The following is a 14,318-nucleotide window of genomic DNA, read 5'->3' as shown; positions in this document are numbered from 1 at the left end:
TCGCCCAGCTGCTTCCCCGCATCGTCGGCCAGCTTGCGCAGCACCTGGGCACTGATCTCCTCCGGCGAGTACAGCTTCCCGCGCACCGAGAAGCGGGCCAGGCCCTGCTCGTCCGGGACGACGTCGTAAGCCACCGCCCTGGCCTCACCGGACACCTCGTCGTAGTGCCGGCCGATGAACCGCTTGGCCGAGTAGATGGTGCCCTTGGGATTGAGAATCGCCTGGCGCCGGGCCAGCTGCCCCACCAGCCGTTCACCGGTGTCGGTGAAGGCCACCACCGACGGCGTGGTGCGGCTTCCCTCGGAATTCGGAACGACCGAGGACTCACCACCCTCCCACACGGCGATCACCGAGTTGGTGGTACCCAGATCGATTCCGACTGCCTTGGCCATGGCAACTCCTTCCGAGGGCGGCCGCGGGCTGCACTCATGGCCCGGTCGGCCGCGGGAGCGGGATCGGTTAGCAGGCCCTCTAGATAAAGAGTGACAAATCGGACCGCGGCTGGTCCAGCGCCCAGAGGCCGAATATCGGCGCCCCGAGTGCACCCACGGGACAGGGCATCCGTGGTCAGTCCGGGGCGAGGTCCTGCTCGACCCAGATCGTCTTGCCCTCCGCGCCCTGCCGGGTGCCCCAGCGCGTCGCCATCTGCGCGACCAGCATCAGGCCACGGCCGCCCTCGTCGAAGACCCGGGCCCGCCGCAGATGGGGCGCCGTGCTGCTGGCGTCGGAGACCTCGCAGATGAGGCAGCGGTCGCGGATCAGCCGCAGCCGGATGGGTGGGCGGCCGTAGCGGATCGCGTTGGTGACCAGTTCGCTGACGATCAGCTCGGTGGTGAAGAGCGCCTCCTCAAGACCCCAGGCGAGCAGTTGCCCGGTGGTGTTCCGGCGGGCCTCGGCGACGGCGGCCGCGTCCGCGGGGATGTCCCAGGTGGTGACCCGGTCGGAGGCGAGTGGCCGGGTGCGGGCGAGGAGCAGGGCGATGTCGTCGTCGGGACGGGCCGGGAGCAGGGCCCGCAGGACGTTGTCGCAGAGCGCCTCCAGGGACGGGGCGGGCCGGCTGAGGACCTCGCGCAGCGTCTCCAGCCCCTCGCCGATCTCGCGGTCGCGGCCGTCGATCAGGCCGTTGGTGTACAGGGCGAGCAGACTGCCCTCGGGCAGCTCCGTGTCCATGACCTCGAAGGGCAGCCCGCCCAGCCCCAGCGGCGGACCGGTGGGCAGGTCGAGAAGATCGGCGGTGCCCTCCGGGCCGGCCACCAGCGGTGCGGGATGGCCCGCCGCGGCGATGGCGCAGTGGCGGGAGACCGGGTCGTAGACCGCGTACACACAGGTGGCGCCGAACGGCCCGAAGCTCTCGGGCTGCTGGTCCGAGGACAGCCGGGTGACCAGGTCGTCGAGATGGGTCAGCAGTTCCCCGGGCGGCAGATCGATATCGGCCAGGGTGCGCACGGCCGAGCGCAGCCGCCCCATGGTGGCGGCCGCCTGGATGCCGCGCCCCACGACATCGCCGACCACCACGGCGGCGCGGGCGCCGGACAGCGGAATCGCGTCGAACCAGTCGCCGCCCACCCCGGCCGAGGCCCCCGCGGGCAGATAGCGCGAGGCGATCTCCAGCGCCGTCAACTCGGGCAACTCCTGCGGCAGCAGGCTGCGCTGCAGGGTTTCGGCCGTCCTGCGTTCCCGCAGATAGCGGCGGGCGTTGTCGACACAGACGGCCGCCCGGGCGGTGAGCTCCTCGGCCAGCATCGTGTCGTCCTCGCTGAAAGGCGCCGATGTGCGGTGGCGGGCGAAGAAGGCCGCACCGAGGGTGACCCCGCGGGCGCGCATCGGCGCCACGATCACCGAATGCGCTCCGTGTTCGCGGATACGGGTGGCCCGGCCGGGGTCCCTGGACTCCCAGTGCGCCAGCAGGTGCTCGGTCACCTGGTGCCGCGCGGCCCGGCCCTCGATCAGGCACGCCGCCGTGGGGGAGTGCTGGGGATGCGTGGCCAGGCCCCCGACGTCGACCACCGCCTCCGGGGTGCCCTCGAGGATGGACCGGTGGGCCGCGCGCCGCAGGGTGATGGGCTCGCGCAGCGGCCCCGCCGGGGGCTCGTCGCCCTGGTGGAGGAAGGTGAGCAGATCGACACTGGCGAAGTCGGCGAACCGGGGGACCGCCACCTCGGCCAGCTCCCGGGCGATCCGGTCCAGGTCCAGAGTGCTGCCCAGCCGCGCCCCCGCCTCACTGAGCAGCAGCAGCCGCTGCCGGGCCTCCTGCTCGGCGGTGGTGTCGCGGGCCGCGAAGCATACGCCGCACAGCCCGCCGGTCCGGCCCGCCAGCGGGGCCAGGGAGACCGACCAGGCGTGCTCATGGCTCTCGCCCGGCCTCCGCAGGCGCGTCTCCAGTTCGAGCCGTTCGCCGCTCTCCAGCACCTGCCGCATGGCCCGCTCGACCCGCTCGCTCTCCCCGCGGCCGACCAGCTCCGTCAGCCGCAGCCCGCGCATCTGGTCCTCGCTGCGGGCGGTGGCGGCCTGCATATCGGCGTTGGCCCGCGCCAGCCGCAGCTCGGTGTCGAAGAGCGCCAGGACGCACGGGCACTGGGCGAACGCGCGGTCCGCCGGTGCGCCCGGCTCCTGGGAGAGCGATTCCCGGGGGAGCGGCTCCCGGGGGAGCGGCTCCCGGGGCGCGGCGCAGACCAGCAGCCAGCCCGCGGATCCATCGCCCACCGGGCCCCGCTGGGCCAGCAGCTCGACCTCCACCCGATGGCCGTCCCGGTGGCACAGCGCGACCCGTCCGCTCCAGCGGGGCTCGTCCGCCCGGCACGGTCCGGCGCCGCCCGCGGCGTCCCCGAGGGTCTTCTCGGCGTGCAGCTCGCCCGCCGCCCGTCCCACGACGTCCTCGGCGCCATAACCCAGCAGCCGCCACGCGCCCTCGCTCCACCCGGTCACCACGCCGTGGTCGTCGACCGTGGCCGTGGCCAGGTCGGGGGCGCCGGGCAGGGGGTTCGGCCGGACGCGGCGGGTGGCGGGGTCGGGGGGCGTCATCGGATATCGCCTCGACGGCTCAGGGATCCGGCGGTCGCCACTCGATCATCAAAATCGTGGCGTCGTCGCTGAGTCGGCCGTGCCCGTGGTCGAGGATGGCGTGGATGAGCAGCCGGAGCACTTCGGGGGCGTTCTCCCCGGCGGCCGTCGAGCGGATGATGTGGTCGGCGAAGCGCTCCAGGCCGAACTGCTCGCCTCCCTCGTCGCGCGACTCCACGACCCCGTCGGTGTACAGCAGGATCCGGTCGCCGGGCTCCAGGGCCGTCTCATGGATCCGACGGGGGGCCTCCGACAGCCGCGTGGGCAGCCCCAGCGGCGGTTCCGAGGTCCGCTCCAGCTCCTTGTCCAGCAGCCGCTGGCGGCGGATGACCAGCGGGGTGGGATGGCCGCAGTTGGACCAGCGCAGCGCCCCGCTCGGCATGTGCAGCCGGAGGAAGACGCCCGTGCAGAACTGGTCCGGAAGCCATTTGGCCAGGGCCTCGTCCACGGTGGTGACCAGCTCCGCCAGGTCCGCGCCGGTGCGCCGGGCGTTGCGGCTGCCCGCCATCGCCACGGAGGTGGTCAGCCCGGACGCCAGATCGTGGCCCATGGCGTCGAGGATCGTGGCGTGCAGGACGTCCTCGGTGAACGAATGGTCGAAGGCATCGCCGCCCAGCTCGTACGCGGGCTCCAGAACGGCCGTCGAGATCACCCGGCCGGTGCCGATCGAACGTGGCGGGAGGAAGGCCCGCACCATCTCCGTGGGCAGCTCCATGGTCCGGGTCCGGGTGCGCCGCGCGAAGGTGTCGATGGACGTGCGCTTGGACGTGATGACCAGGGAGAGGAGCGAGGCCAGCGTCCGGCAGCGCCAGAGCGTGAGTCCGTCCAGGGAGTCCATCCTCAGCTTCAGCACCCCCAGCCGCTCCGCGCCGTTCATCAGCGGCAGCCACACGTCCAGCCCGCCGTCGTCGTCCTCCTTGACCCGTACGGTGCCGGTCCGGTAGGCGAATCCGGCCAGGGAGTCGTCGAGGTCCAGACGCCGTACGTCCTCGTCGAGCGGTATCAGCAGCCGCTGCTGGAGGTCGATCAGGTAGACGACCGCATGGCCCATGTGCATGGCCGCGGTGTAGCGGTCCAGGGCTCCCGGGAGCTCCGCGGGTGAAGCCTCGTGGGACGCCCGGAGCAGCTCGTCCAGCGACTGCTCGGCAGTCTCGGCCGAGGTCGACACGCTCGCGTCCACCATGCGGTCCACCTTACGGCGGCGGGCCGCCCGGCGCCCGGACGATCACGGAGGCGTGGGCACCGGCTCCCGCGCCGACTCCCGTACGGGTTCCCGCACGGGTTCCCGGGGGACGGTGGCGGGCTCGCGCACGGCCCCATCGGGTGCGCGGCTCTCCGGTACGGCTGCCTCGCGTGCGGTGGCCCGCCGTACGGTCGCGGCGGCTTCCCGTACGGCTACGGCGTCCCCGCGCACGTCCGCGCTCGCCTGGGGAGCCCGGGAGAGCAGGACCACGCCGCGGGCGGCCGCCGCCGCGCCGGCGGCGGCCAGGGCCCAGCCCGCCGGGCCGCCCCGGAAGCGCTCGTCCAGCAGGACGATCCCGATGGCGGCGGCCGCCACCGGGTTGGCGAGGGTCAGGGTGGCAAGCGGTGCGCCGAGGCCGCTGCCGTAGGCGCTCTGGGCCAGTAGCAGGCCGCTCACCGCGAAGACCGCGACCAGGACGGCCACGATCACGGCCCGCCAGGACACCAGGGCCGCCCCGGGGGCGCGGGAGTCGGCGAGCGCGACCGTGAGGGTCTGGGTGAGCGCCGAGGCGACGCCGGAGGCGACCCCGGACGCGGTGGCGTACCGCAGACCCCGGCCCGGCGTCCCGCGCCCTCTGCGCCCCGGCCGGACGCACAGCCCGATGAACGCCAGGACGACGCCCGCGAGCGCGACCGCCTGCGGCAGGCTGAGCGTGTCGCGCGGGGTCTCCCCTGCGGTGACCGGCAGGAGGGCGCCGAGGCCGAGCAGTGCGAGGGCCACACCCCGCCACTCGTTCCGGGCCACTCGCCGCCCCGCGAGCCGCGCGCCCAGCGGGACGGCCGCGACCAGGGTCAGCGCGCCGAGCGGCTGGACCAGGGTGAGCGGTCCGTACCGCAGCGCGGCCACATGCAGCAGGGCACCGGTGGAGTTGAGGCCGACCGCACCCCACCAGGCGCCGCGCAGCAGCAGGCGCGGCGTACGGCCGGGCCGCCCGTCGGCGGCCAGCCGCTCCTGGGCCACCGCGGCGGTCGCGTAGGCGACGGCCGAGGCGAGCGCGAGCGCGACGGCTATGACGGTCGGGTTCATCCACCGTGCCTTCCTCTGGGCGCCCATCTGCCTGGCGCCATCGGCACACAAACGTATCGATACGAGAGTGTACCGGTTCGGAACTGTATCGGTACATGGGTGTATCGGTACGCGGATGTGTCGGTACACTGCGTGGTCGGGGGGCCGGAGTCCGGTGACCGAGGAGGAGAGCCGATGGCGACGCAAGGCCCGGAGACGGCCGCGCCGCAGCGCCGTTCAAAGATCAGCCCCGAGCGGGAGCAGGAGTTCTACCAGGCGGTCCTCGATCTGCTCCAGGAGGGCGGCTATGAGGCCCTCACCATCGAGGCGGTCGCCGCCCGCACCCGCGCCAGCCGCTCCACCCTCTACCGGCAGTGGTGCACCAAGCCCCAGCTCGTCGTCGCCGCGCTGCGCTCGTGCAAGCGCCCCTTCGCGCTGGAGGGCATCGACACCGGCTCCCTCGCGGGCGATCTGCGCGCCGTCGCGGCGGCGGTGGGGGAGGCGGGGGAGGTGTGTGGCGGTGACACGGCGCTGGTGTACGCCGTTGGGCACGCCGCGCTGCAGGACCCCGATCTGCTCCAGGCGCTGCGCGCCGCGCTGATCGAGCATGAGGTGAAGACGATCCAGGCGATGGTCCGCCGGGGCGTGGAGCGCGGCGAGGTGGCCGCGGACAACCCGGCCGTCGAGTTCGTCCCCACCCAGCTGATCGGCGCGATGCGGGTCCGCCACCTGCTGGAGGGCCGGTTCGCCGACCGCGACTATCTGACGCGCTTCCTCGAAGCGTCGGTCTTCCCCGCCCTCGGGCTGGCCCCATAGGGCCGCCGGCCACGCCGCCGGGCCGTCAGTCCTTCAGTCCGCCACCCCGTCAGATCACGGGCGGGCGGCCCAGTTTGGTCATGTGCCACACCGTGCGCCAGCGCATCGGGCGGCGGCGACCGCAGGAGGTGCGCAGGCCCTCCAGGAAGCCGCCCGCCCAGGCCCGCAGCCCCGTCAGGGAGCGGGTGCGGGCGAGCGTGAGCAGCGTCCAGGTGCCGAGGTAGAGCGGGACCAGCGGCAGCGGCAGGTGGCGGCGGGCAAGCCAGACCCGGTTGCGGGCGGTCATCCGGTGGTAGACGGCGTGCCGGGCGGGGGAGGTCCGGGGGTGCTGGAGCAGCAGCTCGGGGGCGTAGACGACCTTCCAGTGCGCGTCGAGCGCCCGCCAGGCGAGGTCGGTCTCCTCATGGGTGAAGAAGAATGCGTCCGGCCAGCCGCCGATCTGCTCCAGCATCGCCACCGACAGGGCGTGGCCGCCGCCGAGGAAGGTGGTCACCTCGCCGCCGCGCATCGGATCGGAGGCGCGCAGCCGGGGTACGTGGCGGCGCTGGGTCTCACCCGTCTCGTCGGCGATGCGGAAGCTCACGATGCCCAGGCGCGGGTCCTCGGCGTACAGATCCCGCACCCTGCGGAAGACGTCGGCGTCCACCAGCAGCCCGTCGTCGTCGAGGTCGATGACGACGTCCACGTCGCCGAAGTCGCGCAGCCGCCGCCAGGCGACGTTACGGCCGCCCGAGACGCCGAGGTTCTCCTCCAGCTCGACCGCGGTCACCTCGGCGGGGAACTCCGGGAGCGGGGAGCCGTTGCCGACGACCACGATGCGGGCCGGGGCCACGTCCTGCTTCGCGACCGACTCCAGCAGGGCGGCCACCTCTCTGGGCCGGTTGCCCATGGTCAGGACGGCGATACCCAGGCGTGGTTCGGAGACGGCGGACACGGTGGGACTCCAAAGCTCGGGTGCGATGCCCGCGATCGTATCCGTTCACCCGGAAGGACACTTCCGTACGGCTGATGTTCATCAAGGACCGAGCGGCCGACCTCAAAGACCGAGCAGAACGAAAAGACCGAGCAGAACGAAAAGACCGAGCAGAATACAAAGACTGAGCAGAATACAAAGACTGAGCGGAGCGATCAGCCGTCGAGCGCGGCGACCGCCTCCTTGGCTGCGCTGATGGCGCCCTTACGGATCGCATCGCCGTCGGCGGCCTTATGGCTCTCGAAGTCGCCGCCGTTGTAGGTCACGGTGACCGTGGCATTGTCCTGGTGGACCGTCACCACCGCCTCGCGTATGCCCTGGTTGTCGTCCTCAGTGGTCTTCTCGGTCACCGACGCGTCGTCGCCGAGGCCGGGCACCGCGCTGCCGCCCTCGCTCCCGCTCTTCTTCCCGGCGGTGCTCTTGACGTCGTAGGCGATGTCCAGCCAGCGGTACTCGAAGTCGTCCAGGGCGTGCCAGGAGCAGCCCGTGCGGCGGCCCAGGTCGCTGGACTTCAGCTCGTTCCCGGCCGCTTTGGCGCCCGGCACCAGGTCCTTGATCGTCGACTCCGGGAGGGTGGTGCACGCCTCCGCGGGCGGCTTGGCGTAGCGCGGCGCGGCGGCGCCGGTGGCCGGGGCCGAGGTCTGCGGGGAGGGGCCCGCCGGGGTGGCGCCCGCGTCCGAGTCGTCCGACGTCGTCATGGCCACCCCCGCGGCGGCGAGGACGGCGACGGGCAGCAGACGGGCGACCAAGGTGAGCGGCAGAGAACGCACGGCGGTCTCTCTTCGTTCGGATGGCGGTCGTGGGGCGGTGGTGAAAGGTGTGGCGCGGTGGGAAACGACCCTGCCATATGGAGCGGGCCTCGAACAGTCCGGGGGTGGGAGAGGGTGCCGGTCCGGGGGTGGGTGAGCGGGTGCGTCGGCCGTGGGGTCGGAGCCGCTGTGCCGATGGAGTGAATTGCCCGGATCCTCACATTATCTCCACAATTGGAGGGTTATCTAAGACGGGTGACGACCTCTCATCCGTCAGCCGCGGCCGATGTACGGCATCGCCGTCGCCATGACCGTCGCGAACTGCACGTTGGCCTCAAGCGGCAGCGACGCCATATGCCGCACCGTGCGCGCCACGTCCGCGACGTCCATCACGGGCTCGACCGCCACCTCCCCGTTCGCCTGCGGTACACCGGCGGACATCCGCTCGGTCATCTCGGTCGCCGCATTGCCGATGTCGATCTGCCCGCAGGCGATGCGGTGCCGGCGCCCGTCCAGCGACAGCGACTTGGTGAGCCCCGTGATGGCGTGTTTGGTGGCGGTGTACGCCACGCTGTCCGGCCTGGGCACGTGTGCCGAGATGGAACCGTTGTTGATGATACGTCCGCCGTGCGGCTCCTGATCCCGCATCAGCCGGAACGCCGCCTGGGCGCACAGGAACGCGCCCGTCAGATTGGTGTCCACGACCGACCGCCAGTCCTCGTGGGCCAGGTCCTCCAGGGCCACACCGCGCGGGCCGAAGCTCCCCGCGTTGTTGAACAGCAGATCGAGCCGTCCGAACCGCTCCCGCACCGCCGCGAAGAGCGCCTCCACCCGCTCCGGCCTGGCCACATCCGTCGGCACCACGGGGGCCGGTGGACCGCCACCGGCCAGCCGCGCCGTCTCGGCCAGCGCCTCCTCGCGGCGCCCCGCCAGTACCACCGACCAACCCGACTCCAGGAGTTCGAGCGCCACCGCCCGGCCGACCCCGGAGCCCGCGCCCGTCACCACCGCCACTCTCGACACCACCGACACACGACCGTCGCTCATGGCGCCGCAGCGTACGCCACGTCAGTTCGCCGCGTGGAGGAGTCGATTCGCCGCAATGGTCCCTTCCGGCAATGGACCTCACCCAGCGGTCATATCGATGTCGTGTGCACGCAAGCGGCCGGCCGTCCCCCGACACTGCAATTCCCCTGACGCCACGAGCCAGGGGAGAGCACATGGCACACGACTCGCACCAGCAGGCCATACGGGACGCTGCCGCACGACTGGGACGCCGCCGCTTCCTCACCGTCACCGGGGCCGCCGCCGCACTCGCGTTCACCACCAACCTGCCCAGCGCCCACGCCGCGCAGGTGTCTCCGCGCGCGCTCGCCGACAACCCCTTCACGCTCGGCGTGGCCTCCGGCGACCCGCTGCCCGGCGCGGTCGTGCTGTGGACCAGGCTGGCGCCCCGCCCGTACGAGCCCGCCAACGGTCTGCCCGAGGAGGGCACCGTCAAGGTCGACTGGGAGATCGCCCGCGACGAGAAGTTCCGGCGCGTCGCCCGCCGGGGGACCACCTCCGCGCACGCCGAGTTCAACTACACGGTGCACGTGGACGCGGGCGGGCTCGAGCCGGACCGCGTCTACTGGTACCGCTTCCGGGCCGGGAACTGGACCAGCCCGGTGGGCCGCACCCGCACCACCCCCGCCCTGGGCGCCAAGGTCCGGGACGTGCGGTTCGGCCTGGTGTCCTGCCAGGCGTACCACGACGGCTACTTCACCGCCTACCGCCACCTGGCGGACGAGGACCTGGATGCCGTCTTCCACGTGGGCGACTACCAGTACGAGTACGCGGTCAACTCCGTGGGCGGCGCCCGCAAATACACCGACCGCACCCTCCCCGCGGTGTTCAACGCCGAGACGATGACCCTCGAGGACTACCGGCTGCGCTACGCGCTCTACAAGTCCGACGAGGACCTCCAGGCCGCCCACGCCGCCTTCCCCTGGTACGTCACCTGGGACGACCACGAGACCGAGAACAACTACGCGGGCGACATCGACGAGAACGGCGGCCCCTCGGACGAGTTCCTGATCCGCCGGGCCGCCGCCTACCGGGCCTACTGGGAGAACATGCCGCTGCGGATGCCCCAGCAGCCGGACGGCGCCGACATGCGGCTCTACCGCCGCTTCCACTACGGCAAGCTGGCCCAGTTCGACATCCTCGACACCCGGCAGTACCGCTCCAACCAGGCGTACGGCGACGGCTGGCAGTACCCGGGCCCGGAGTCCGAGGACCCCGCGCGCACCCTCACCGGCTCCGCCCAGGAGCGCTGGCTGTTGAGCGGCTTCCAGAGCTCCACCGCCACCTGGAACGTGCTGCCGCAGCAGGTCACCTTCTCCCAGCGGAAGAACACCACGGCCGCGCGCTCCCAGCTCTCCATGGACTCCTGGGACGGCTACCCCGCCTCCCGGGAGCGGATCCTGACCGGTGTCGAGCAGGCGGGCCTGGAGAACTTCGTGGTGCTCACCGGCGATGTCCATGTGCACTACGCCTTCGACATCAAGAAGGACTTCGACGACCCGGGCTCCCGGACCCTGGGCGTGGAGTTCGTCGGCACATCCGTCAGCAGCGGCAAGGACGGCGCCGACAAGCCCGACAACTGGGCCACCTACATGGCCGCCAACCCGCATATGAAGTTCTACAACGGCCGGCGCGGCTATGTGACGGTCTCGCTGGACGAGGAGCGGGCACGGGCCGACTACAAGACCGTCTCCGCGGTCACCACCCCGGGCGCGCCGCTCACCACGGCGGCGTCATTCGTCAGCGAGGCCGGGAACCCCGGCCTGAAGCAGGTCTGACGAACGGGCGGGCCCGGCGCGCACCCCAAGCGCCGGGCCCGCCCGGTTCACACCTCGTACCGCGTCCTCACACCTCGTCACCCCACGCCCTCGTCCTCGCCCGGATACCGCACTCCGAGCCGCTCCCGCGCCGCGTCCAGGGTCCGCATCACCGCCAGTGTGCCGTCCAGCGGCACCAGCGGGGACTCCGTCTCGCCCGCGCGCAGGCAGCGCATCACCTCCGCCGCCTCCCGCTGGTAGGAGCGCAGCCCGTCCACCGCCGTGATCTCCTCCGGATCCCGGCCCGGCCGGTGCAGTACAAAGCGCTCGGGGTGGAAGAAGCCGCGCGGGAACTCGATCCGCCCCGCCGTGCCCGTCACCGCCGCCGTCATCGGCGTATCCGCGGTGATGGAGCAGGAGAGCAGCGCCACCGCCCCGCTGTCCCAGCCCAGCGCCAGGCCCGTGTTCACATCCACGCCCTCGGGGGAGAGCTGCCCCACCGCCCGTACCTCGTCCGGCTCGCCGAGCAGCAACTGTGCGAAGGACACCGGATAGACGCCGAGATCCAGCAGGGCGCCGCCGCCCAGCGCCGGATCGCGCAGCCGGTGGTCCGGGTCGATCGGGCCGGGCAGCCCGAAGTCCGCGTGGACCGCCCGGACCTCGCCGATCGCGCCGTCGTGGACCAGCTCGGTCATCCGGCGGACGACCGGATCGCAGTACGTCCACATCGCCTCCATCAGGAAGCGGCCCCGGGCCCGGGCGAGGTCCACCAGCTCCTCGGCCTGCCGGACATTGAGCGTGAACGGCTTCTCGCACAGCACCGCCCGCCCCGCCTCCAGACACAGTCCGGCCGCCTCCCGATGGGCCGAGTGCGGGGTGGCGACATAGATCACATCGATGTCGTCATCGGCGGCCAGCTCCGCCCAGCCGCCGTAGGCGCGGGATATCCCGAACCGCTCCGCGAACCGCTTGGCCGACTCCGGCCGGCGCGAACCGACCGCGATGACCTGCGCGTCCGCCATCTCCAGCAGATCCGTGGTGAACGAGGCGGCGATCCCACCGGTCGCCAGAATCCCCCACCGCACGGCCCTTGACCCGCTTGCCCCGGCCATCCCGACCCCGTTCCCCCCTGTCCACAGGAGTTCGACTCCATTCGAATTGCTGAGAGCATAGAGACGCATCAACGACTCATGGAAGGTACGCATGCAGCAGCCCGGCCAACCGGCCGCCGCTCCCACCCGGGCCGACCGGCCCGGAACATCGTCCCCCGACATCTCCCGCACCTCCGCTGCCGCCCCTCCCGGGCTCACCGCGCAGCGCCGTACGAGCCTCCTCGTCACCTTGATCCTCGGCGGGCTCACCGCACTCCCGCCGCTGTCCATGGACATGTACCTCCCGGCCCTGCCGGAGGTCACCGACGGGTTCCACAGCTCGGCCGCCACCGCCCAGCTCACCCTCACCGCCTGTCTGATGGGCATGGCGCTGGGCCAGCTCGCCGTCGGCCCGATGAGCGACCGGTGGGGGCGCCGCCGTCCGCTCCTCATCGGCATGGTGATCTACGTCATCGCCACCGCCATCTGCGCCTTCGCCCCCACCGCCGGGCTGCTCATCGGCTTCCGGCTGCTCCAGGGGCTCGCGGGCGCGGCCGGTATCGTGATCGCCCGCGCCGTGGTCCGGGACCTCTACGACGGCATCGCGATGGCCCGCTTCTTCTCCACCCTGATGCTGATCTCGGGGGTGGCGCCCATCGTGGCCCCGCTCATCGGCGGCCAGATCCTGCGCTTCACGAACTGGCGCGGGGTCTTCGTGGTGCTCACCGTGATCGGCACCCTGCTCACCCTGGTGGTCTGGCGGTGGCTGGGGGAGACGCTGCCGCCCGAGCGGCGCCAGGACGGAGGGCTCGGCCAGACCCTGCGCACCATGCGCGGGCTGCTCTCCGACCGCGTCTTCACCGGCTACATGCTCGCGGGCAGCTTCGCCTTCGCGGCGCTCTTCGCCTATGTCGCCGGGTCGTCCTTCATCGTCCAGGAGATCTACGGCGCCTCACCGCAGACCTTCAGCCTGCTCTTCGGGCTGAACTCGATAGGCCTGATCGCCACCGGTCAGCTCAACGGCCGGGTGCTGGTCGGCCGGGTCAGCATGGACAAGGTGCTGATGGTCGGGCTGGTCGTGATCACCGTCGCGGCGGCCGCGCTGCTCGTGCTGGCCTCCGGGGTCTTCGGGAAGGCCGGTCTCGTCCCGGTGGCGGGGAGCCTGTTCGTGCTGATGTCCGCGATGGGCCTGGCCATGCCGAACACCAACGCCCAGGCCCTGAACCGCACCCCGCACGCCGCCGGTTCCGCGTCCGCCCTGCTGGGCACCTCCACCTTCCTGCTGGGCGCCGTCGCCTCCCCGCTGGTGGGGATCGCGGGGGAGACCACGGCGGTGCCGATGGCCGTCGTCCAGCTCGTCTGCGCGCTCGCGGCCATCGCCTGCTTCGTGGGATTCTGCCGTCCGTGGCAGCGACGTACCAAGCAGAGCGTGACCGTGGTCTGACCCGGCTGCTGGAGATCGTCAGGGCGCTTCCCGAGGGGGAGCGCCCTTGGTGTTCGGGGGCGGCGCTGGCCGCCGGGACCGCATCGGGCCCGCTGGCCGAGGAGTCCTTCGGCTGGGCGGTGCGCTACGCGGCGTACGACGAGCGGGCCGACCGGGGCGTGGAGCTGCCGCGCGAGCGTTGGGTGCCGGTGCGCCGCGACACCCTCTTCGACCTCGCCTCGCTCACCAAGCTGTGCACCACGATCGTGGCGCTGCGGGCCGCCGAGCGCGGGCTGATCGCGCTGGACGGGCGGGTCGCCGGGTACGCCCCGGAGTGCACGGCCGCCGCCGAGCACGGCATCACGGTGCGGCAGCTGCTCACCCACACCTCGGGGCTGATTCCCGAACTGCCGCTGTACGAGGAGGACGGGGCGGAGCGGCGGCTGGCCCGGCTCGCGGCCGAGCCGCCGGTCACCCCGCCCGGCACCGCCCGCCGCTACTCCGACCTCAACTTCCTGCTGCTGCAGCGGGTGCTGGAGCGGACCGCGGGGCGTGGGCTGGACCGGCTCGTCCAGGAGACGGTCACCGGCCCGCTGGGCATGGCCGCCACCCGCTTCAACCCTCCCGCCTCCTGGCTGCCCCGGATCGCGGCCACCGAGGACCAGCGGCGGCCCTGGGGCAAGGTGGACCGGGGGATGCTGCGAGGCGTGGTGCACGACGAGAACGCGTGGGCGCTGGGCGGGGTCGCGGGCCATGCCGGGCTCTTCTCGACCGCCGGGGACCTGGCGGTGCTGTGCCGGGCGCTGCTGGCCGGCGGCGGGCCCGTACTGTCGCCGGAGTCCACCGAGCTGATGCTGACCGCGCCGGGGCTGGGCTTCGAGGTCGACCAGCCGTGGTTCATGGGCGAGTTGGCGGGGCGCGGCGCCGCGGGGCACACCGGGTTCACCGGAACGAGCCTGGTCGTGGACCGGGCCCGCGGGGTCTATCTGGTGCTGCTCGCCACCACCGTGCATCCGCGACGCCGCCCCGGCGACAGCGCGCCCCGCGCGGCGGCGGCCACGGCGCTGGCGCGGGCGGTGGGCTGAGAGAGCCCCGGGCCCCGGGGTTCACGGGCTCCTGGTCTTCCCAGGCCGCAC

Annotated in this window: 12 protein-coding genes; 4 read left to right on the top strand and 8 right to left on the bottom strand. The window is 72.6% G+C overall.

Annotation, left to right across the window (positions count from 1 at the left end):
• From ACFYOY_RS11785 to ACFYOY_RS11770, 4 genes are all read right to left on the bottom strand, one after another.
• The coding region (locus tag ACFYOY_RS11785; RefSeq protein ID WP_388586266.1) for an Hsp70 family protein at positions 1-392 on the bottom strand (392 nt) is incomplete at its 3' end.
• Positions 393-567: 175 nt separating this feature from the next.
• On the bottom strand, positions 568-3,021 hold the full coding sequence (locus ACFYOY_RS11780) for a SpoIIE family protein phosphatase (RefSeq protein ID WP_388586263.1): 2,454 nt from the start codon (positions 3,019-3,021) through the stop codon (positions 568-570).
• A 19-nt stretch (positions 3,022-3,040) separates the two neighbouring features.
• Positions 3,041-4,243 (bottom strand): PP2C family protein-serine/threonine phosphatase, encoded by a 1,203-nt coding sequence (locus ACFYOY_RS11775; RefSeq protein ID WP_351898910.1) that lies wholly within the window; start codon positions 4,241-4,243, stop codon positions 3,041-3,043.
• A 42-nt stretch (positions 4,244-4,285) separates the two neighbouring features.
• Entirely contained in the window at positions 4,286-5,329 is a 1,044-nt protein-coding gene (locus ACFYOY_RS11770; protein ID WP_388586259.1) for a DMT family transporter, read from the bottom strand.
• A 174-nt stretch (positions 5,330-5,503) separates the two neighbouring features.
• Here ACFYOY_RS11770 and ACFYOY_RS11765 point away from each other — a divergent pair, with 174 nt between their 5' ends.
• A complete protein-coding gene (locus tag ACFYOY_RS11765) occupies positions 5,504-6,124 on the top strand; it encodes a TetR/AcrR family transcriptional regulator (protein WP_351898923.1) in 621 nt (206 codons plus the stop codon).
• 49 nt (positions 6,125-6,173) lie between these two features.
• Here ACFYOY_RS11765 and ACFYOY_RS11760 read toward each other — a convergent pair whose 3' ends face one another.
• The 3 genes from ACFYOY_RS11760 to ACFYOY_RS11750 form a co-directional block, all read right to left on the bottom strand.
• Complete coding sequence (locus ACFYOY_RS11760; RefSeq protein WP_388586302.1) at positions 6,174-7,013, bottom strand: glycosyltransferase family 2 protein; 840 nt, start codon at positions 7,011-7,013, stop codon at positions 6,174-6,176.
• 239 nt (positions 7,014-7,252) lie between these two features.
• Positions 7,253-7,867, bottom strand: coding sequence for a hypothetical protein (locus ACFYOY_RS11755; protein ID WP_351898934.1), 615 nt, complete (start codon positions 7,865-7,867; stop codon positions 7,253-7,255).
• 252 nt (positions 7,868-8,119) lie between these two features.
• Positions 8,120-8,893, bottom strand: a complete 774-nt coding sequence (locus tag ACFYOY_RS11750; RefSeq protein ID WP_388586256.1) for an SDR family oxidoreductase — start codon at positions 8,891-8,893, stop codon at positions 8,120-8,122.
• A 173-nt stretch (positions 8,894-9,066) separates the two neighbouring features.
• Here ACFYOY_RS11750 and ACFYOY_RS11745 point away from each other — a divergent pair, with 173 nt between their 5' ends.
• Complete coding sequence (locus tag ACFYOY_RS11745; RefSeq protein ID WP_351898946.1) at positions 9,067-10,689, top strand: alkaline phosphatase D family protein; 1,623 nt, start codon at positions 9,067-9,069, stop codon at positions 10,687-10,689.
• 77 nt (positions 10,690-10,766) lie between these two features.
• On the opposite strand, the gene ACFYOY_RS11740 is transcribed toward ACFYOY_RS11745, so the two are convergent.
• Complete coding sequence (locus ACFYOY_RS11740) at positions 10,767-11,780, bottom strand: Gfo/Idh/MocA family oxidoreductase (protein ID WP_351898950.1); 1,014 nt, start codon at positions 11,778-11,780, stop codon at positions 10,767-10,769.
• A 91-nt stretch (positions 11,781-11,871) separates the two neighbouring features.
• Here ACFYOY_RS11740 and ACFYOY_RS11735 point away from each other — a divergent pair, with 91 nt between their 5' ends.
• Both ACFYOY_RS11735 and ACFYOY_RS11730 read left to right on the top strand, forming a co-directional pair.
• Positions 11,872-13,203 carry a multidrug effflux MFS transporter gene (locus ACFYOY_RS11735; protein WP_388586251.1) on the top strand — a complete coding sequence of 444 codons (1,332 nt, stop codon included), beginning with the start codon at positions 11,872-11,874 and terminating at the stop codon, positions 13,201-13,203.
• A gap of 5 nt (positions 13,204-13,208) precedes the next feature.
• Positions 13,209-14,267 carry a serine hydrolase domain-containing protein gene (locus ACFYOY_RS11730; RefSeq protein ID WP_351899400.1) on the top strand — a complete coding sequence of 353 codons (1,059 nt, stop codon included), beginning with the start codon at positions 13,209-13,211 and terminating at the stop codon, positions 14,265-14,267.
• Positions 14,268-14,318 lie beyond the last annotated feature (51 nt).

The sequence above is a fragment of the Streptomyces sp. NPDC007875 genome (genome assembly GCF_042868035.1).
GTDB lineage: Bacteria > Actinomycetota > Actinomycetes > Streptomycetales > Streptomycetaceae > Streptomyces > Streptomyces antimycoticus.
The sequence above is the reverse complement of the archived record's forward strand: the minus strand, read 5'-3'. Positions and strand labels throughout refer to the sequence as shown.